The sequence below is a fragment of the Microcoleus sp. Pol14D4 genome (genome assembly GCF_036701245.1).
Taxonomy (GTDB): Bacteria; Cyanobacteriota; Cyanobacteriia; order Cyanobacteriales; family Microcoleaceae; genus Microcoleus.
The window spans coordinates 1-20,016 of the sequence record NZ_JAUBQM010000084.1 but is presented as its reverse complement, the minus strand read 5'-3'; the positions used below and the strand labels follow the sequence as shown (position 1 = coordinate 20,016).

Annotated in this window: 20 protein-coding genes; 9 read left to right on the top strand and 11 right to left on the bottom strand. The window is 44.9% G+C overall.

The window, feature by feature from the left end; genetic code table 11:
* Positions 1-40 precede the first annotated feature (40 nt).
* The gene (locus QUA33_RS23315; protein WP_333151567.1) at positions 41-547 is read left to right on the top strand and encodes a tryptophan-rich sensory protein; all 507 of its coding nucleotides are present in this window, start codon (positions 41-43) and stop codon (positions 545-547) included.
* Positions 548-778: 231 nt separating this feature from the next.
* The gene (ftsH4, locus tag QUA33_RS23310; protein ID WP_333151565.1) at positions 779-2,656 is read left to right on the top strand and encodes an ATP-dependent zinc metalloprotease FtsH4; all 1,878 of its coding nucleotides are present in this window, start codon (positions 779-781) and stop codon (positions 2,654-2,656) included.
* 80 nt (positions 2,657-2,736) lie between these two features.
* Here ftsH4 and QUA33_RS23305 read toward each other — a convergent pair whose 3' ends face one another.
* Together QUA33_RS23305 and QUA33_RS23300 are read right to left on the bottom strand one after the other, a co-directional pair.
* On the bottom strand, positions 2,737-3,000 hold the full coding sequence (locus tag QUA33_RS23305; RefSeq protein ID WP_333151563.1) for a DUF2442 domain-containing protein: 264 nt from the start codon (positions 2,998-3,000) through the stop codon (positions 2,737-2,739).
* On the bottom strand, positions 2,963-3,217 hold the full coding sequence (locus tag QUA33_RS23300; protein WP_333151561.1) for a DUF4160 domain-containing protein: 255 nt from the start codon (positions 3,215-3,217) through the stop codon (positions 2,963-2,965). Before QUA33_RS23300 ends, QUA33_RS23305 begins: the two co-directional genes overlap by 38 nt.
* A gap of 336 nt (positions 3,218-3,553) precedes the next feature.
* Between QUA33_RS23300 and QUA33_RS23295 the strand changes: the two genes are divergently transcribed.
* Genes QUA33_RS23295 through QUA33_RS23285 form a run of 3 tightly spaced genes read left to right on the top strand, consistent with a single transcriptional unit; the run spans position 3,554 to position 7,611 of the window.
* On the top strand, positions 3,554-5,269 hold the full coding sequence (locus QUA33_RS23295) for an ATP-binding protein (protein WP_333151559.1): 1,716 nt from the start codon (positions 3,554-3,556) through the stop codon (positions 5,267-5,269).
* Positions 5,259-6,545, top strand: coding sequence for a hypothetical protein (locus QUA33_RS23290; protein WP_333151557.1), 1,287 nt, complete (start codon positions 5,259-5,261; stop codon positions 6,543-6,545). Before QUA33_RS23295 ends, QUA33_RS23290 begins: the two co-directional genes overlap by 11 nt.
* A 1-nt stretch (position 6,546) precedes the next feature.
* Entirely contained in the window at positions 6,547-7,611 is a 1,065-nt protein-coding gene (locus QUA33_RS23285; RefSeq protein ID WP_333151555.1) for a hypothetical protein, read from the top strand.
* Between the two features lie 90 nt (positions 7,612-7,701).
* Here QUA33_RS23285 and QUA33_RS23280 read toward each other — a convergent pair whose 3' ends face one another.
* A complete protein-coding gene (locus QUA33_RS23280) occupies positions 7,702-8,598 on the bottom strand; it encodes a M48 family metalloprotease (RefSeq protein ID WP_333151553.1) in 897 nt (298 codons plus the stop codon).
* 45 nt (positions 8,599-8,643) lie between these two features.
* Entirely contained in the window at positions 8,644-8,799 is a 156-nt protein-coding gene (locus tag QUA33_RS23275) for a hypothetical protein (protein ID WP_333151552.1), read from the bottom strand.
* A 112-nt stretch (positions 8,800-8,911) separates the two neighbouring features.
* On the opposite strand from QUA33_RS23275, the gene vapB reads away from it, so the two are divergent.
* Together vapB and QUA33_RS23265 are read left to right on the top strand one after the other, a co-directional pair.
* Positions 8,912-9,133 (top strand): type II toxin-antitoxin system VapB family antitoxin, encoded by a 222-nt coding sequence (gene vapB, locus QUA33_RS23270; RefSeq protein ID WP_333151550.1) that lies wholly within the window; start codon positions 8,912-8,914, stop codon positions 9,131-9,133.
* A 1-nt stretch (position 9,134) separates the two neighbouring features.
* On the top strand, positions 9,135-9,515 hold the full coding sequence (locus tag QUA33_RS23265; RefSeq protein WP_333151548.1) for a type II toxin-antitoxin system VapC family toxin: 381 nt from the start codon (positions 9,135-9,137) through the stop codon (positions 9,513-9,515).
* A 109-nt stretch (positions 9,516-9,624) separates the two neighbouring features.
* Here QUA33_RS23265 and QUA33_RS23260 read toward each other — a convergent pair whose 3' ends face one another.
* The 3 genes from QUA33_RS23260 to hemE form a co-directional block, all read right to left on the bottom strand.
* Complete coding sequence (locus tag QUA33_RS23260) at positions 9,625-11,217, bottom strand: B12-binding domain-containing radical SAM protein (RefSeq protein ID WP_333151546.1); 1,593 nt, start codon at positions 11,215-11,217, stop codon at positions 9,625-9,627.
* Positions 11,218-11,650: 433 nt separating this feature from the next.
* Entirely contained in the window at positions 11,651-12,616 is a 966-nt protein-coding gene (locus QUA33_RS23255) for an NAD(P)-dependent oxidoreductase (RefSeq protein WP_333151544.1), read from the bottom strand.
* Between the two features lie 327 nt (positions 12,617-12,943).
* A complete protein-coding gene (hemE, locus tag QUA33_RS23250) occupies positions 12,944-14,008 on the bottom strand; it encodes a uroporphyrinogen decarboxylase (protein ID WP_333151542.1) in 1,065 nt (354 codons plus the stop codon).
* A 315-nt stretch (positions 14,009-14,323) separates the two neighbouring features.
* Between hemE and QUA33_RS23245 the strand changes: the two genes are divergently transcribed.
* Positions 14,324-14,827, top strand: coding sequence for a YetF domain-containing protein (locus tag QUA33_RS23245; protein WP_333151540.1), 504 nt, complete (start codon positions 14,324-14,326; stop codon positions 14,825-14,827).
* 111 nt (positions 14,828-14,938) lie between these two features.
* Here QUA33_RS23245 and QUA33_RS23240 read toward each other — a convergent pair whose 3' ends face one another.
* On the bottom strand, positions 14,939-15,721 hold the full coding sequence (locus QUA33_RS23240; RefSeq protein WP_333151539.1) for a hypothetical protein: 783 nt from the start codon (positions 15,719-15,721) through the stop codon (positions 14,939-14,941).
* Positions 15,722-16,067: 346 nt separating this feature from the next.
* Here QUA33_RS23240 and QUA33_RS23235 point away from each other — a divergent pair, with 346 nt between their 5' ends.
* Positions 16,068-16,589 carry a hypothetical protein gene (locus tag QUA33_RS23235; RefSeq protein WP_333151537.1) on the top strand — a complete coding sequence of 174 codons (522 nt, stop codon included), beginning with the start codon at positions 16,068-16,070 and terminating at the stop codon, positions 16,587-16,589.
* Between the two features lie 26 nt (positions 16,590-16,615).
* Here QUA33_RS23235 and QUA33_RS23230 read toward each other — a convergent pair whose 3' ends face one another.
* The 3 genes from QUA33_RS23230 to QUA33_RS23220 form a co-directional block, all read right to left on the bottom strand.
* Positions 16,616-17,530 carry an LD-carboxypeptidase gene (locus QUA33_RS23230; RefSeq protein ID WP_333151535.1) on the bottom strand — a complete coding sequence of 305 codons (915 nt, stop codon included), beginning with the start codon at positions 17,528-17,530 and terminating at the stop codon, positions 16,616-16,618.
* A gap of 319 nt (positions 17,531-17,849) precedes the next feature.
* Positions 17,850-18,611, bottom strand: coding sequence for a type I methionyl aminopeptidase (gene map, locus QUA33_RS23225; RefSeq protein ID WP_190659689.1), 762 nt, complete (start codon positions 18,609-18,611; stop codon positions 17,850-17,852).
* Positions 18,612-18,746: 135 nt separating this feature from the next.
* Positions 18,747-19,832 (bottom strand): glycosyltransferase family 4 protein, encoded by a 1,086-nt coding sequence (locus tag QUA33_RS23220; RefSeq protein ID WP_333151533.1) that lies wholly within the window; start codon positions 19,830-19,832, stop codon positions 18,747-18,749.
* Positions 19,833-20,016 lie beyond the last annotated feature (184 nt).

Genomic DNA, 20,016 nt, shown 5'->3' with positions numbered 1-20,016 from the left:
GCGGATCTAAGTTCGGCTGGGAGTTGGCACGATCGACTTAATGAGCGATCGAGCAATTGGAAAGTTGAAAACCATGATTCAATCTTGGATGATTATCGGCGGCGTGACTTTCTCAGTCGCCATGGGTACTCTGTTTTTTAAACTGCGCGATATTAACTGGGCAGTCAAACTTCAAAGACCGGATTGGATGTTTTTTGAGCCTGCAATTCCGTTAATTTGGACGGTAATTTTTGCTTGCGGGGCCGGCAGCGCTACTTTCGTGTGGGAACAGGAACCAGGGAACCTTAAAACATGGCTGCTGATGGCTTTGTACTTACTTTTAGAAATTGTAACAGTTGCTTATATTCCTGCTACTCTCAGAGCCAAAAGCCTGAAAGTAGGAACAATTTTGGGAGGGGCTGGCGAGATTTTGGGAGTTGTGCTGGCGTTGGCTGTTTTGCCGATTTCTCAAACCGCCGCTTTGTTACTTTTGCCTTACGCGATTTGGGGTGCGATCGGCACTTATACCACTTGGGAAATGATTCAGTTAAACCCAGAAGCTGCATAAATATTCGGTGTTCTTCGGCGCACCCTACATACTATAACGCTCTTCTCTTCTCTTCCTTCGTGTCCTTAGCGTCTTCGCAGTTAGTTAAAAAAAACATTGTTAATAATAGCAAATCCGTGCTAGCGGGTTAACCCACCCGATAAAGTGAGGAAATCCGCTTAACAGTGTGTGGGTATTGGATGAGAAAATAGATGAATAAAACGGCTTTAAATCAAAGGATGACAGTTATCAATGGCCATTAAAGACCAGCCCCAACCACCTCGTTTTCGACAAATTAGCAATGTCTTGTTATTGCTCTCAAGTTTGTTTCTGCTGGCAAACATCTTTTTACCGAATTTGTTCGGCCCCCAAATTCCCCAAGTGCCTTACAGCTTGTTCGTCCATCAGGTTCAAGAACAAGATGTAGTCCGAGCTTCGGTAGGTCAAAATGAAATTCGCTACCAACTCAAAGGCGAAGGTGACAAACCCGGTCAAGTGCTGTCAACTACGCCAATTTTTGACCTGGAACTGCCTAAACTTTTGCAAGAAAAAGGCGTTGAGTTTGCGGCAACTCCCCCTGCCAAAAATGGCTGGATCGGGAGTGTTTTAAGCTGGGTGGTTCCGCCGCTGATTTTTGTGGCGATTTTTCAATTTTTCATGAACAGGCAGGGTGGCGGGCCGCAGGGTGCGCTCTCGCTCGGCAAAAGCAAAGCTAAGGTCTATGTAGAAGGCGAATCGGCGAAAATTACTTTTGCTGATGTGGCTGGAGTAGAAGAAGCTAAAACTGAATTAGTGGAAGTTGTTGAATTCCTGAAAACCCCTGACAGATTTACCGCAATAGGCGCGCGAATTCCGAAAGGCGTGCTGTTAGTCGGGCCTCCGGGAACTGGCAAAACGCTGCTAGCAAAAGCAGTGGCTGGTGAAGCTGGCGTACCGTTTTTTAGCATCTCCGGTTCGGAGTTTGTGGAACTGTTTGTAGGTGTTGGTTCTGCAAGAGTTAGAGATTTATTCGAGCAGGCTAAGAAACAGGCTCCTTGTATTATTTTCATTGATGAATTGGATGCGATCGGCAAATCCCGCAGCAGTAACGCTAGCTTCGGTGGGAATGATGAACGCGAACAAACTCTCAATCAATTGTTAACTGAAATGGACGGTTTTGCGGCGGGCAATACTACGGTAATTGTGCTGGCTGCAACTAACCGCCCGGAAAGTTTGGATGCTGCTTTGTTGCGCCCCGGTCGTTTCGATCGCCAAGTTTTAGTCGATCGCCCGGATTTATCCGGCCGCGAAGAAATTTTGAACATTCACTCTCAAAAAGTGAAGTTGGGCCCGGATATTGACTTGAAGGCCGTCGCCGCTCGCACCCCCGGTTTTTCGGGCGCAGATTTGGCAAATTTGGTCAATGAAGCTGCTTTGTTGGCGGCCCGCAACAAGCGCCTAACTGTAGCTCAGGAAGACTTTTATGAGGCGTTTGAGCGCGTTGTCGCTGGCTTGGAAAAGAAAAGTCGGGTGCTCAACGAAAAAGAGAAAAAGATTGTGGCTTACCACGAAGTCGGGCACGCGATGGTGGGTGCTGCGATGACTGGCGGCGGCGAAGTGTCAAAAATCTCGATCGTCCCTCGCGGTATGGCTGCACTGGGTTACACGTTGCAAGTACCGACTGAAGACCGTTTCTTGTTAGATGAATCGGAGTTGCGCGGTCAAATTGCTACACTGCTTGGAGGGCGATCGGCTGAGGAAGTCGTGTTTGGTAGCATTACTACTGGCGCTTCAAATGACTTGCAAAGGGCGACTGATTTGGCTGAACGGATGGTGACGACTTACGGGATGAGTAAGGTTTTGGGGCCTCTAGCTTACGATCGAGGTCAACAATCAATGTTCCTCAACGATGGTATGGGAAATGCCCGCCGTGCGGTAAGTGCTCAGACTGCTGAGGCGATCGACCAAGAAGTGAAGGAAATTGTCGAAACTGCACACCAGCAAGCTTTGGATATTCTGAAAGCAAATCGAGAATTGTTGGAAACAATTACGCAGAAGCTGTTGGAAACTGAAGTGGTGGAAGGTGACGCACTTCGAGAATTCCTCCGTCAAGTGCGGCCTTTAGATAATAAGGTTCCGGCTTCAGTTTAATAGGGTTTAATTAAACCGCCGATGAACGCAGATGATTCCAAATCATCTGCGTTTTTTGGTATTTCTTAGCTCGTAGATTTTCAAGCAGAAGGCTTCGGAGCCGGTGCCCCCCGCAGCATTCCTTCTGTACTGAGGTCTTCATCGATTTCTTCCCAGTGAATGCCATAGCCTCCTCCGCATATTTCCCATTTTGCCCTTTGCTCGGGCGTTGCATTAAACAATCTGGGATACCAAATTAAAGGCACAGTAATGGTTCGTCCATCCATCAAATCAACACTAATTGTTTCTTCTGTAAAATGAATCTCCTTAACTCTCTCGTCCGCTCGAATCGCCAAAATACCCATACCAAGCCTCCCATAAAGTTTGTTGATTTTCTTGTACTACCGACTGTATTTTCCGAAGTTCTTTAGCACTAAAACCAAGGTTGTTTGCCAAACTGACTGGCTCCAACCAAAATTTAACTGATGATTTGTCTCTGTCAATGTGAACATGAGGTGGTTCATTCGGTTCATGGCTGTAAAAGTAAAGTCGGTAAGGGCCTACTCGTAAAATAGTTGGCATAATTTGAGGTTATACAACATTTCAATGCGAATATCTGTAAGTTTTGTATTCTATGATAACACAGGGCGATTTTATATTTTGGTTACAACCCTCTGTAAAAAATCTTTCAAATCTTCCGGCAACAATATGGTATCATCTGGGAATCACAACGTTGGTAGCCTTTCTTTGATAAAACGATTGATTTGAGCTGTTGGTGGGATTTGTATATTTGAAATCGCTTCGGGTACAAGCCATACTGGGAGTGGTGAAACTTTAGGATAAAATTTTTAATATTGACTACGAAAATATTTGATCGTACACTAAGCTTTATAGAACCCATTAGCAGGGAAAGGTACAGTGATAATTCTGCACGACGGCACAAGCAGTGATTTATCTCACGTTCATGCAATGGCTAACCTTGAGGAAGGCTTTGCTCTGTTCGATTATGTTCAAATTGCCTTGCCTAGAGGTCAGTCAAGCGGTAACAACTGGATTGGACAGATAGTTGAGCCAAACCGCAATATCTCAACTGTGAATAACAACAGGCTCGATCCGACGATTCTTCACGGATTAACCCTAATGCAGTCGCATCCAGATGTACAGTCTGTAGAGTCTGTGCAGGTTTTTGAAATAAAAATTTTAGGTGAGTACGATGGGCGACAACTACTCACACCTCGTTTACGTCCCTTGCCTGGAGCTATTGTTAATAGGCTTGATGCCACAGTAACGAGCAGCGTAATTGGAATACCTCAAATAGAACGCCGTAACGATGGACCTTCCAATGTCATTGGTGAACTTCTTAATGCAGCCGATGTACCCCTGTGTATAGATATCAACAAGTTCAATTATCACATTATGGTTAGTGGGGGCACAGGTTCAGGTAAGTCAAACGTCGCAGCTAATCTAATTGAGCAAGCTTTAAAGTTTGGCAAATGTATTTTACTCCATGATGCAAAGCCAGACTATGGATTGGTCAATCGAGCAAACACTGACCAAAATGTAACTGCTCTTTGGCCAAGGTTTGAACAATATGGTTTACAACCACATCCCGTAACTAACCTAATTCGCATTGGATTTCACGGAATGTGTAACCCGAGTAACGTACAAGCAGTTGTTGGCTTTCGCGCATCAGACTTCTCACCAGAGATGTTAGCAGGCTTTTTCTTTACAGGAACTAATGAGCAACTTCAATTTGAAGGATTTGCCAGTGCTGGTGATTCACTGCGGGAGCAGATCAGAAGTGGCGATCGCCAATCATATTCACTTGATGAGATTTTGCAGGATGTAGAGCGTCGAATGGCTCAAAATGTAGACCCACGCGAACAAATTAACAAAGCGACAGGAGACGCAATATTACGAAAAGTTAGAAACCGTCGTCGTGGAATGCCTTGGCTGGATGCTGTAGGGCAGTCAACTGGTAGACAAACAACTGGTCGTCTTCAGCGTTCTCGTAGTTTAAATGGTAATCAAAACGAAAATGTGCAGTGCTTTAGTCTGGAACAATATGTTCAAAGTGGTAGACTTCTCGTGCTTGATTATTCTCATCCTCAAATGGACGAACAATCTTATGCTCTAATCCTTTCCTACTTCTTGCGAATTTGTCAACAATACCGCAGAAGAAGAGAGGCAAATTCAGTAGGTATTGTGCAGATGGTAGATGAGGCACATAGAATTTTTGATAATGATTCTCGACACAGTGGAACTCTAGCGAGTGCATTTGAGCGTGTCATGCGAGAGGGGCGATCTGTGGATCACTCTATTATCCTCAGTCTCCAAAATGCCTCACAGATACCGCCCCGCGTGATGAACAACCTCAATACAAAAGTGGTAATGCGTCAAAACAGCAAAGCTGAGGCAGATGCAGCAACGCAAACAATGGGTAAAGAATTTTCTCCACAAGCAATGAGACTGGGTACTGGTCATGCACTTGTTAGTATGCACGAGTCTAAAGCTACTGTATTGGCACAAATGGCTCCATCACCATTTGAGTTGATGCGGACTGATAATACTGGTAATAGTGTAAACAATCAACAACCTGAATTAGCAACTGTAGGAGATGACTTTGAGTTATAAAAAAGAAACAATAGAAAAAATAGGTTTTAGTGAGGAAAAAAATAATACAAACAACGGTTATATCTCCAAAAGTAAAAAGGTTAATAGACATATTCTTAACGACTTCTACAGTGCTGTAGATAGTAGGGATTTTTATGATTTGGCTGAAGCGGTGTTAGCTGAAATTGAAGACTCAAGTGAGGTTGTTAAATGTGCGGAAGTTGCAAGTAAGAGGCAGCCCGGAGGAGCATTTTACAGAGCCAAGTTATGGGCAAAAATAAGCTATTTATTAGAGGAGATTGGCAATGAAAAAAAACAGAATTTGGAGTTGAAACAACTGTGCGAGTTAGTAGGACTACATCCCAACCAAGCAAAAGGTTATATTATTCAAGGAAAAGCAATCGAAAGCGTTGAAAAAGCTTTTATTAATACAGGAAATTTGCGTGAAGCGCCTCCAGCTTTGTTTCAATACGCTCAACGCCAAAAAGATAGGGCTGGTGAATACCTGATTGAAGCTGCAAAAATTTTTGAAAAAAAGTCATCAGCAACACCTACTCAAATTCATCGAGAATGGTGTCATAAGAATGGCAGCATTCAAGCTAACCTTGACATCATTAAACCTTCTGATTGGTGGGCTTTTGGCCATCCTAAGTGGCGAAAAGAAGAAGATTTTCCAGGTTCAATACCAGGAGAAATTTATGCAAACGCTTTGTATTACTTTGCCCCCAAAACTGGCGTAGCTGTAGATGCAATGGCTGGTAGTGGAATGTTCAATCGCGTTTATGATGACCGCGATCGCTGGCAGAAAGATTCCGCTTTTGACTTAGAAATACACTTGTTCGATCTACATCCCTGTCGGAATTTTATCCAGAAGCATGATGCTCGAAAACCATTACCTATCAAAGCTGATTGGATTTTCATCGACCCTCCTTATTTTGGTCAATCGAATCATCTATTTGATGGTGACTTAGCGGCAGCGAAAGATTACGCTGAATATTTAGAACTTCTGAAAGAAGTTATTGTAGCTTTGACAGATTCTCTTCTTCCGAATGGAAGACTCTGTATATTTTTACCAAAGTGGAGTGGATTAAAACTTGAAAATCCAAACTATGATATTCCTGCTGATGCTTACTCACTTGCTATTAATGCAGGGTTACACTGGATTGATGCAGCTTTTGTTTCACGCGCACGTCAGCAAGAAGCTGGTAGTGCCGTGAAAAATAATGCAGCAAAGCGCGAACGCAGAATGCGCTCGGATACTTGTGTTTTAAATGTTTTTCAGAAGTTAGGAGTTTAAAATGTCGAACACATTTAGAAAATTAGTTAATCAATCAAGGCGTATAACTCGTGATGAGTTTGCTATTAGCTTTGGTGGTATAGCAGATGATGTCGTGGAAATGCTGGACAGCGAACAAGCGCGTCAAGTTGTACGAGAAGCAAGAGAAATTATGGAATCAGTAGAACCTCTTCCTAATGGTAGACAAAGGCTACGTCAAGTTGATTTCGGCTTATTTAGTACAGCAGTAGAATTAGAGAGGGGCGAAGTTGCTGCTGTAGATGGAACTAACACATTGCCCATGCAGATGTACTCAGCAGGACAAGCATTATCAGTAGGAGTGGGTAGTATTTCCTACCGTCGCCCCCTGCAAGAATCTTTACATTATTGGTCGAGTAAAATAGAACTTTCTGAAAGTGAAAATACTGATGATTTCATTAAAATAGAGGAAGAAGGACTTTATGGTATTTCTCAAACAGCGTATCTACGATATTATGAAGTTCTGCATGGTTTAGAAATAGCTGAACCATACATATTTTTTGATGGAACATTAGTATATGAATGGTTAGGCGCTACTCAAGAAGGTGTTCAGTTATATTCCCGATTATTTACAAGTGGAAAAAAATGTTTGGGTGTGATAAAAAATGTAAAAGCTAATCCTGTATTTGCCAAGTTTGCTCGTGCGCTCAGGCAGGGAGAACTATATATAGTAGAAACTTTAGCAGATCATTTAAATCAAAGTAATGTTCCCAATAAAAATCAGGGTGAGGCTCGAAACCGCTACGTTTTAGAAGAATTTAAAAATGGTACAGCAAGCCATATACTTAGAGGACTATTTAAACCAAGAAAAAAAGCATTTGGCTTTGAAGTGCATGAAGATCATTTAGAGGATATGTTGCGGATAATGGCTGCTGACTGCCAGCTAAACAACGTCGGTCACGAGATACCTTTTTTACTTAATCGTATCGATGAGGAGGTCCGTAAAAACTTTAATCCTCGAATTCTTCAAGACAGAATTGCTGTTCGGATGGCTACTCAAAGTGAGGAGTTATTTTTTGAAGAGACAAATGAACGTTCTTTTCGATAAAAATTACAATAGCGATCGTTATAAACATACAGAAACCCGGCTGCTTCAAAACACCGGGTTTCTCCATATTGTTGCTGCATTTTCGATCGCTCAAACTCCGTTTATGTAAGCCATAACAGGAGTACCTTGCTGCTGCTGCGCGATTTCCAAAAGGCGCTGAATGCGATCCTCTGTCGGCGGGTGAGTGCGGAAAAGTGACTGCAAACCTTTAGTCGAAAAAGGATTCACAATTAGCAGCGGCGACATCGCAGGATTGCCGTGCATGGGAATTTCATGACCCATTTTCTCCAATTTCTGCAGCGCGTTTGCTAAACCGATCGGGTTATTGGTAATTTCCACCGCACCGCTGTCTGCTGCAAATTCCCTGGTTCGAGAAATCGCCAATTGAATTACGGTTGCTGATAGCGGTGCTAAAATGATTAAAAACAGCAAACCAAACGGATTCGCGCCTTGTCTGCTATCCCGCGTTACCGGGCCGTAAAGCGCTCCAAAAGTCAGAATTCGCCCGACAAATGTAATTGCACCGGCAATTGTCCCTGCAACTGCTTGAGTCAAAGTGTCGCGGTTGCGGATGTGCGTGAGTTCGTGCGCTAAAACGCCTTCTAATTCTTCGCGGGAAAGCAGCTTGATGATGCCTTCCGTAACTGCTATTGTCGCGTGTTCCGGGTCTCTTCCTGTGGCGAATGCGTTGGGAGATTGAGTAGGAACTAGAAATATTTTCGGCACTGGAATTTGGGCTTTTTCGCTCAGCGATGCTACCATCTCGTAGAGTTCGGGAGCTTCGCTGCGAGCGATCGGCTGAGCGCGGTAAGCCATTAACGCGGCTGTGTCGGAATAGTACCAAGAGCTAAAACTTGAGAAGGCGGCTAGCGCTAAACCGATGTAAAGTCCTTGCTCGTTGCCGATTAAATAATAACTTCCTAAAACGAGAAGGCCGCTTAGGAGTCCTAAGAGAGCGGCTGTTCTGAGTTGATTTGTTCCTAACATGGCGGGTTGAGGGCGATCGCTATTTTGATATTTTTGAGCTTGTAATTAGATTTTCATAATTGCGGGCGATCGCGCCTCTATCTGCCGAAATAACTGCTGCCGCCAATAGTAGTATTTCACCTTTTCAGTAAGAAACTGGGAATGCCTCGGTAGCATCTCTCGCCTGCTCTCAAGAGGCGGTAGAGCCACAGGATATGACATTTCCAGGCTCTGCTTGGAAACGAGATTAAACGAGATAACCATTCTAAATACCCTTTGACTGCAATTACGGTATAATTGGTGAATATGACATAGTAAAAATTCCACATAAATCATGACCATCGATATAGAGATTTTTCAAACTGTCGTCAAGATGCCAGCATCTCTCAAACAAGAGATATTGCATTATGCAAAATATTTACTTGAAAAATACGCAAAAACTGAATCATCTCAAGAACAACTTGAACAACCTCATGGTTATGGTAGTTGGGCCGGTCAGATCGTTATGTCTGATGATTTCGATGAACCGCTGGAAGATTTAAAGGAATATATGTAACATGGAATCCCTTTTAGATACTCATGCCTTTCTGTGGTATTTGCTTGGCGATTCCAATCTAGGTAGTAAAGCAAAAGAAGCGATCGATACTAAAACAGGTTTGTATTTTAGTATTGCTAGCCTTTGGGAAATCTCTATTAAAATAAATGTCGGTAAGCTTCAACTGAATCGGCCATTTGAAGACCTGCCGAAGGAATTGCAATACATTAACGCTCAAATTCTACCAATTACATTTGAAGACACTGAGATTTACGCAGGTCTTCCTCTGCATCATCGAGATCCTTTCGATCGCATTCTGGTAGCACAGGCGCTCAATCATTCGCTAGTTTTGATTAGTCGCGATGAGGCTTTTGATGCTTATCCAATTCAGCGGGTGTGGTGATGATAAAGCAAAAATTTTATCAGTAAGCCTAGCTAACAAAAGAGAATAGCCAGATACCCGACTTGTTTAAGAAGTCGGGTATCTGGCTATTAGGTACAATTCTCCAACCCTAAACCGCTTGCACTTGCTTTTCCTCAACAGCAACAGGCTCTTGATATACAGTTTGAGACTCATTAGCCAAAAACTCTGCCAATTGAGCTTCAATTTCATCCCGCACAATCTGGCGGTATTCCAGGAAATGCTCATTGTGAGCACACACTGTTAAATAGTGATCCCAAACCGCAGGATTGCGCTTAAGAATGCTGAACAAATGATGCCAGAACTTCCAGCGAGTGCTACGCTTGACTCCCTGCCGCCAAACCACAGTTAGCAGTGCTCGCAAGTCTATCCAACTGGGAATTCTTGCAGGTATATTTGCTGTAGGTGCACCCAGCATCAAGAAGTGGCGATAGGTGCGGTCTAAATATTTCTCAGCATCGTACACATCAGAAAATGCCTGAACATATTCCCTCGCGATATCTTCTAGCGGCCGCGTCGGAATGAAGTTCATCAAAGTTGTCTGGTTGAGGTTGCCCGATTTGTCGCGCAACCGCCCTTCTTTTGCTAGTCGGTGGGACAATGCAGTGTGCGGCAAAGCTTGCAGCATTCCAAAGGTTGTGCTCGGAATTGCTGCTGCTTCTGCAAAGTCTACAATGCGCTGACCTGCACCGGGTTTTTCGCCGTCAAATCCGATGATAAATCCGGCCATTACTCGCAAACCGGATTTGGCAATTAACTCTACGGATTCGATCAGAGAATTGCGGGTATTTTGGAATTTTTTTGTCATTTGCAGGCTTTCTTCATCGGGAGTTTCAATCCCTAGAAACACTGCATTGAAATTGCAAGCAACCATCATGTCCATCAATTCTTGGTCTTGGGCTAAATCGATGGATGCTTCGGTGTTGAAAGTAAACGGAAATTTGTGTTGTTCTTGCCAAACTTTTAAGTCTTTTAGCAACAGTTTGACGCTGCGTTTGTTGCCGATAAAGTTGTCGTCTACCATGAACACGCCGCGCCGCCAGCCCAAGTTGTAGAGATAGTCTAATTCTGCAATCAATTGTTGGGGGTTTTTGGTGCGGGGTTTGCGGCCGTAGAGGACGATGATGTCGCAGAATTCGCACTGGAAGGGACAGCCTCTGGAAAATTGAATCGACATTGAGTCGTAGGCGTCTAATTCCAGCAAGTCGAAGCGGGGGACTGGGGTTGTGGTAACATCGGGTTTTACGCCGTCCGATCGATAAATTCCGCTTTTTTCGCCGCGCGCTATTGCTTCGACGAACATGGGCAAGGTGATTTCGCCTTCGTCGAGAATCAGATAATCTATGCCCGCTGCTTGAGGTTCTTCGGGTACGGAAGTCGGGTAGGGGCCGCCGCAAGCTACGGATTTACCGCGCCGTTTTGCTTCGCGAATTATGTCTAGCAAATCTTCTTTTTGGACAATCATTGCGGAGAGAATAACGAGCTCTGCCCATTCCCATTCTGCTTCGGTGATTTGTCGGATGTTGCGATCGACTAACTTAAATTCCCATTCTTGGGGTAAAATAGCTGCTACTGTTACCAAACCCAGCGGTGGCAGCAGAACTTTACGATCGACTAATTCTAGGATTTTCTCGTAAGACCAAAATGTTTTCGGAAACAGCGGGTAAACTAGAAGAACTCGCATTATATGTTAAACCTCACATCAGTAAACAACTTGCGATCGGGCTGGCGTGTTTGAGAGTTCGATCGACTCTCAAGACTTCATGTTAAGGCTAAAATTACGATCTTGCACTCGATCGAATATCTGGCGATGGGTCACACCCCCTAAGCCACACACAATGAGCGCAATTTTTAGCTTGCAGTTCCCTGTTAAAGTTTGCAAATGCTGATATCTTATCGTATTTGACCATTAATTGACGATAATCGCATTTAAAAAGCATGGGATTAAGGCAAAAAAGAACTTTAAACAGTAAATTACTCGTTTGGTACACACGAATCACCCTACATTACTCGTTTGGTTCCCATTCCTTCTTCCCTCGAACCTCTTCCTTCTTCTTGATATCCGTTACATCCGTTACATCCGTTACATAATCCGTTGCCGAACTTCCCTTTTCCTTCTAATTTGAATCTTTGCCGGGAATCCCGCTAGTTCTTAACATATCGGCAACTGTGCCGCAATAACTCGGCATTCCTATGCTTTCGGGATTCACAAGATTTTGATAGGTAAAATGGCGGTAGCTGATGCAAAATCTATCCCAAGCAGCCACCTGAATTCGGAACAGCCAAATAAAGAAATCGGCCAGCCAAGGTGACAGAGTAATCCGAAAAAATATATTTTTATTCAAATACTGGCAAGCTTGTTCGACCACTTCGTTAGCTGTAATCGCCGGATTTCCTAGCACAAAATGTCGCGGTTCCTCGGAAGCCGGCGGATGTTCAACTAAATAATTAACTACTTTAGCAATATCTGCGCCGTGGATGAAGTGAAAACTGCCATCTGCCTTAAACCAGCGAATCAAACCAATCCATTTTGCGACAAGTGGCAGGCCAGATGACAAGTGAGAGACTGGTTTTTCTGCATCTCCTCCCAATACTAATGTCGGGTAAAGTGCCGTAATTGGAGGCACATTGGTCAAGGCTGACAAATGCACCATACAGTTGTATTTTGAGCTAATATAATCTGTCCCCAATTCCCCGGCTTCTTTGAGCAAATTGTTGTCTCGACCGAGAATGCTGGCAGTTGAAAAATAAATTACTTGCTGGCAAGTCTCTGGCGAAAGTAGTTGAATTAGCTGCAGAGTTTTGGTTACGTTAACGTCAAACACTTCTTGAGTTCCTCCCCAAGCAGTGGCAGCTAAAATTGCGACATTAATTGTTTGCAAAAGTTCGGCGTGTTGCTCGATATCTCGCATATCGCCTTGTAATATATGGATGCCGGGGCGGGCTTTCCAGTCAAATTTTAATTTTTCTGGGTTGCGAACTAAGAGGTAAAGTTCGTGGTTTGTTTCTTGAATCAAAGTTTCGGCCATGTAGTGACCGATACAGCCACTTGCACCCGTCACAAAAATTTTTTTGGAGTTCATTTTGCCGCAGGGGAAGAGGGGAGGATTTGAGGATTTTTAGATGGTAGGGACAGGGCATTGCCCATTAGTGACAACTTAAGCCTAAAGTCCATGAGGAATATCGCTTTTATTCGAGTCCAGATCCCCCTAAATCCCCCTTAAGAAGGGGGACTTTGAGTGCTTCATGTCCCCCCCTTATTAAGGGGGGTTAGGGGGGATCTAGACTTTGATACAAACAAGAGAGACGGTCGGTTTTACCTTAAGTTGACACCAATGGGCTCTTGGAGTGTCCTACAAATATCAGGTGCAATTAACTGGATTCGATCGAATTCTACAATCGAAATCAAATCAAGCAGCAACTGCCAGCAATTGGTCGGCTTGTTTTGCTGTTTCAAAGAAGAAACGCACGTTATCTTCGGGAGTTCCCGGTAACACGCCGTGTCCCAAATTGAGGATGTGTCCGCGATGACCGGCTTTGCGAATTGTATCAAGAATTCGATCGCGAATAAACGCTTGAGAACCAAACAACACGCCGGGATCGAGATTTCCCTGAACGTTCATGTTGGGGCCCAAACGCTTGCGCGCGTCGGCCATATCAACTGTCCAATCTACGCTGATGATATCCGCGCCGGATGTTGTCATGCGTTCGAGGAGGCCGGCGCTACCGGTGACTAACAGAATTAGCGGTGTGTCGGGATGGGTTTTTTTGACTTGCTCGAATACTTGTTTCTGGTAAGGTAGAGCGAAGGTATCGTAGTCTTGCGGGGAAAGTTGGCCGGCCCAGGAGTCGAACATTTGCACTACTTGCGCGCCGCAGTCAATTTGATAGCGCACGTAAACGGCGATCGCATCTGCGAATTTCGACAGCAACTGATGCAGTAAAGTTGGATCGGAAAATGCCATATTTTTGATGATGGCATAATCCTTAGAACCTTTGCCCTCAACAGCGTAGGCTGCCAGCGTCCACGGCGCGCCGACAAAACCGAGCACGGTGGATTTGTTGCCGACTTCCTCGCGCAGGGATTTCAGGATAGTTTTGATAAACGGCAAGCTTTCTTCCGGGTTCAGCGGTTGCAGGTTGTCGATTTGCTGCTGAGTGCGGATGGGTGCGTGGATAATCGGGCCTTTGCCTTCGGCGATGTCCATGTCGATTCCCAAACCCGGCATGGGGGTGACAATATCGGAAAACAGAATTACGCCGTCGGGTTGAAACGCGCGCCACGGCTGAAGGGAAACTTCGATGGCAACTTCGGGAATTTCGGAACGTTCGCGAAACGAGGGATACTTTTCTCGCAAATCTCGATAGGCTTTCATGTAGCGACCGGCTTGGCGCATCATCCACACGGGCGGGCGGTCTAGGGTTTCGCCGCGGGCTGCCCGCAACAACAAGGGAACTTCATTTAATGCCGACATTTTAACTTTTCTCTACCTTAGATATTTCAATGCCTTTGGTAGCTTACCACTGTGCGATCGTCCTTTTTGACAAAAAATTCATCTGTCGGCGGGGAGGGAGATGAGGAAAGTGGCTGAGTTCGATAGCAACCTTCTGGCACGGTCAAGGAATTCTTAATAGCTGAAACTCTTGCTAATAGGGAATTTTCACATCCACCCTTTTGCTACAATGACAATGCAAACTAACAGAATCCGCGACCGCGACCTCAAGCAGACGAAGCCTCTAGCACTGGTGCAGCGGCAAAGCGCCCAAAATCACAACCGCGAAATAAAAATATGTTTTTTGACAATTGGTCTGAAATAATTCGGATTTTGACGCTCGGCGTTTCCGCTTACGCCGCGCTGATTTTTTTGCTGCTCGTCTCCGGCAAGCGAACTCTGTCGAAGTGGAATGCCTTCGATTTCATCGTTACCATCGCCCTCGGTTCGACGCTGGCGACTATCATCATGTCAAAAGACGTTTCGTTGGTGGAGGGCGTTTTCGCCCTCGGCTTGCTCATCGGGCTGCAATTCATCGTCACCTGGCTTGCCGTGCGGGTAAAGTGGGTAAAAAATCTCATCAAAGCCGAACCTACTATGCTGCTCGACCAAGGCGAATATCTGCCTGTGGCGATGCGGCAGCAGCGCGTGAGTGAAGAGGAAATTCGGGCGGCGATTCGGGGGACGGGCAGCGCGTCGATCGAAGAAATCGAAGCAGTCGTGCTGGAAACCGACGGCAGCATGAGCGTTGTCAAAAAATCTCCGAACAATTCGCGATCGGCTCTCAAAGATGTAACTTAGTCGATCTTTAAATCTGTAGAGACTCATCTTGTATGGTGCGTCGCTGCTGCATTTTCGAGCTTAATAGTAGATTGTATTGGGCGACGCACCGTACGGTTAATTAAATCGAAACTATCTCGTCACGCAGACTCCGCCCACCACTACCCGACATTGATCTCGGCCCGCATCGAATCTACTATCATCCCGCCGCGCCGAGTCTAAATTTCTAGTCCGCGAATTGTAGTAATAATCTCCCGCCGGAAACCTTCTATTCGGGACAGCGCAGTAAGTTGAATCTTGATTGCCATCGTCAAACCTTACTCTCACCATAGAACGTCTCTCGCGACAATCAACAGACCGCAAGTCAAAATCATCTTGCAAAAGCCGTTCTCTGTCATATTGACCGTCATATCGATCGTCATCTCGCCTCGTGTACCAATCGTCCCGCGAATTGCGAGCTCGTCTGTCGCCCCCATCAATTCCCGAAACTTCCAGCGTGTAGCTACCGCCCCTGGCAGCATCTTTTGCTAATACTAAAAGCTTGTAATCACCACTACGGGGAATTTGATAATTAAAAGAACGGTCTTGCGTAAAAGCGACTTGTTTGTTGTTCCCGTAAAACAGCACCATTACGGGAGTAAAACCGCGACTTCTATCTGTATCTAAAAACACTTCAATGTTGTCGCCTTCCCTCGCGCTGAATGTGTATTCTTGGCCGCGCAATTCTTCGGTCGGAGATCCCGGAACCCACATATTTCGGAAACGGTAAATCGGGGAAGTGCGGCGAATTACTCCATCTATGCGATCGTTATTCCCTATCTGTTCGCCAACTGCACTAGACGAAATGCCAGTGAGTGCCAATCCTGCAACTAGCACAGTGGCCGCAATACTGTTTAACAAGTTGTGTGTTCTCATATCAACCTCTTTGCGAAAGTTTTAAAATCTTTTTGCTGTGTTGGCAGCAACATTTGCACATATAATCCATTTTAAATGTAATTTTAGCTATCTAGTGTTAGCCTCACCCGACAGGACTATTTTGTTGCTGTAAACTATTATTGGGCAGGATTTACGCCACCCCTCTACATATAGCGTGAACGTAGGGGCAAACCTCCCGCGATTCGCGATCGCACAATCTCGATCGCCCAAAACCTCCGTAGATTTACTTATAGTGGTTGGAGCGTGAAAACTTTGATAGAATGAAACATCCCTGCTTAGAATTAGGTAGTGGCAATTGATGCAATTCACGATCGTGTTTTTTGCTATGCCATTAAATTTAAATCCGTTCTTCAAACTATTGTACTCGCTCTTGCCCTACCGGGAAGCAACCCTTCATATACCATTTTCCAAAAATGTAGTCCGCCAACGGCTTGCTGCCAAAGTTCGTACAGGTTTAACGGTTCACAAAGCTATAATCGGGGGAAGCCGAATTCTTTACTGCTACCAAATCGAGCTTGATGGTGATTTCCTCCGCGCGACAATTACTGGCGGAGATTGGAGAGGCTTTTTGGTGGCAACAGGACAAATTCAAGACATTGAAGGCGGTTCGGTGTTGCCATTGAAAATGACTATTCCCACTTTATCTATTGTCTTTTTACTGTCTTTAGGATTGGGTTGGGTTGTATTTTTATTTGTCACCGAAAAACCACCCTTAGAAATCCTCCCATTTTTCCTGATAATTGTACTATTATCCTATGCTTTATTTATGCTGCAGTTTCGCTACCATGCAGAACGCACCTTAAATATTCTGAAATCGACTATTCTTTTACAGAACTTTGATGAATGATTTTCAGGGTATCTAAAAAGTAGTTTTTACCCGCAACTGAGCAATCCCGAATCAGCGTCAAGACTCGCCATAATTCCCATAGGTAAAGCAGCGTTAACCCCCTCGTGACCGAAGGGCAAATCCGAGACAATGGGAATATTCAAGTCCCCCAGCCGATCGCGCAAAACCTCTTCAATGCTAAAACTGGGAATACTCGGCTCAATCTCGCAGCGACTGAAGCGCCCCAAAGCAATGCCCCGCACCCCAGCGAAAGCCCCCGCCATCCGCCACAAAGTCAGCATTCGATCGACCCTGTAAGGAGCCTCAGAAACATCTTCAAACGCGAGAATAACCCCGGTCAAATCCGGTTGATACGGGGTTCCGAGCAAATGAGAAGCCACCGTCAGATTCGCCGGAAACAGCCGCCCGGTCGCTTTTCCGCTGCCCCATCCTTTACCTTGCAAAGATTGTAAGGGACGACCTTCTATGCAGTCAAAAAGTCGATCGACAGACCAATCCGGTTCAGCAGCCAAAGTTGTCAGCATCGGCCCGTGAACGCCCCAAACACCCAATTTAGCCTGATTCCACAGCAAAGCAGTAATATCTGAAAACCCGATTAACCATTTCGGCGGATGGGAATCGGGAGTTGGAAATTGGGAATTTTCCGCCTTTCCCACATTTCCTTTTTCCAAAAGCCGAGTGCTGCCGAAACCGCCTCGAACACAGAGAATACCGCGACAATCCGGGTCATTGAGGGCATCTGCCAACTGTCGGACGCGGTTTTCGTCGGAACCTGCCAAATAGCCCCAGCGATCGTCAAAACCGGGTGTTAATTCAATTCGATAGCCGCGGGATTTCCAAATTTCTACACCCTTTTCAAAATTGGTTGATTCTCGCAAAGTCCCACTAGGGGCAATTACTTTGAGCAAATCTCCTGGTTGCAGAAATTTTATGTCAGTCATTTGTTAGTAGTTATTAGTTATTAGTTATTAGTTATATCGTGTTTGGTGAATCGATCGTAATTCTGTAGTGGCGCGTTTTACAGACAATTTATGACTGAAACCGACAATCTCGAAAACCCACCCCCACCCACCCATAAATACAAACCTACATTGGCGGATTCGATGCAAATTTCAGGTTGATTTAGGTTATCGATTGTGGCGGGGCGGGTTTATCTAGATTGTTTATAATCGTTAGATATTGTCGGTGAAACCCGCCCCTACGGGATATGATAGATTATTGATTTAAGAGCGAATTTTTCAGATTTTTTGTTAATGATTGCTACGGCAAAGTCAGAATTTCCACCCCAGAATCAGTCACCGCCAGAGTGTGTTCAAATTGAGCCGAAAGCTTTCCATCCTTGGTGATAGAAGTCCAACCATCGGCGAGAATTTCCACTTCCCAAGTACCCTCATTAATCATCGGCTCGATCGTAAAAACCATTCCTTGTCTGAGCTTTTTTCCTGTACCCCGTTTGCCGTAGTGCAGAATTTCCGGTTCAGTGTGAAAGACTCGGTGAATTCCGTGTCCCGCAAAATTTCGCACTACCGAAAAACCCTGTGCTTCAGCATATTCTTGAATCGCGGCACCGATGTCGCCAGTACGAGCACCCGGTTTGACTTCCGCAATCCCTCTTCTTAAACATTCCTCGGTTACTTCAACTAACTTTTTCGCTACAGGGGAAGGTTTTCCCACAAAAAAAGTTTTGGAAGTATCGCCATGATAACCATCAACTAAAGGTGTTACATCAATATTAATAATGTCACCTTCCTTCAGAATTTGTTTCGCATTGGGGATGCCGTGACAGACTACTTCATTGACGCTAGCACACAGAGATTTTGGAAAGCCTTTATAGCCTAGCGGAGCGCTTTTTGCTCCGTGTGCCAAAGTCCAGCGTTCGGCTTCGTCGTTAATTTCTAGAGTGCTTACTCCAGGTTTAACCATCGGTTCGAGATGTAGCAGAAGTTCTGCCGCTAAACGGCCTGCTTGGCGCATTTTTTCGATTTCTCTACTGGATAAAAGCACTAAACGTTCGGTTGCCATAGTTTTTTCACTTTTCTTTTTTTGTTGTCGATTAAGAGTTTATTTAACTCAGTTTTAGAATAGAGTTGAACTGCTGCTCAATAAACTTATAAGGTGCGTCAGTCAGCAGATGTTTCTAAAAATTAGCCCGTATTATTACTGACGCACCCTACTAGCAGTGATAGATTTGAACCAGTGTTCACAACGATCGCCCAAAGCTTCCAAAGAGTATTCTAGCTCTACTTGTCGCCGGCAAGCGCTGCGGTCAATTTGGTCTAAGCGGGCGATCGCACCTACCAAGCCATTGACACTATCAGGCTCCACTAAAAAGCCCGTCAGTCCGTCTCTCACAATTTCCGCCGGCCCCCCGCGCTCGTAAGCAATCACGGGCACACCGCACGCTAAAGCCTCGATCGCGACATTTCCGAAAGCTTCCACCCAACGCGGTGTCATCAACAATGCTCGGCACTGACGGACTTGCTCTTGCATTTGGGTTGTTGTCAGAAACCCTAAATATTCTACCGGAGCATCCGGGTAATCTGCACAAATTTTTTGCCAATAATCCTCATCTTGCATTTTGCCCATAATTTTCAGGGGAATGCCTGTAATTTTCGCTGCTGCTACTGCATCTTCTAAGCCTTTCTCCGGGGCGATGCGGCCTAGCCAAGCTAATTTAGACTGCGGTTTTTTGCAAAATTCGTACAGGGATAAATCTATGCCATTTCCCAACAACTGACATTCATCGGCAAAGGCGAATGTTTTGGCTTGAGAAGCGGTGTGAACTCCGATCGTACCAGGAAACTGGAGGGCGGTTTGTCCGGCAATGCGATCGAGGGCTGCTGAAAGGGAGCCCATGCTGATCAAATGTGCGATCGGAGTCCTAAAAAATGGTGTCAAATAAAACGGCAGCCAATCGTAGGCAAAATTAACAATGACATCCCATTCATCCTGAACTTGGCGAGCATATTCCCACATATTCGCCAGCACAGAATCGGCAGGCATCACAATAGGATCGTTGTAATCTTGTGTTTGGGCGGTTACTTGCAAATCGCCCGTTATTTCGATTACTGGAATTGATTTTAATACTGAACCTATCGGCGCTACGACTGCTATTTTATGACCGCGACTCTGCAATTCTTTAGCAATGTTAAGGACTGTAAGTTCGACACCGCCACCCAACCCCGAACCTAGTTGACCGACCGAAGTTGACAGGAACAATAGTTTTAAAGGGTTATTAGTCATTAATCCTTAATCATTAGTCAGCATTCACTAATTTTAACATAATCTAAATTATAAATTCTCCCATCTCCAATCTCAATTTTCAAATTATTTGAAAATTGCTACATTTATTGTAATTGCTCAACCCCCTTGACAAGAGAACGAGATAGACATTAGATAGAGGAATGAAAAAACTCCCTGACCTAAA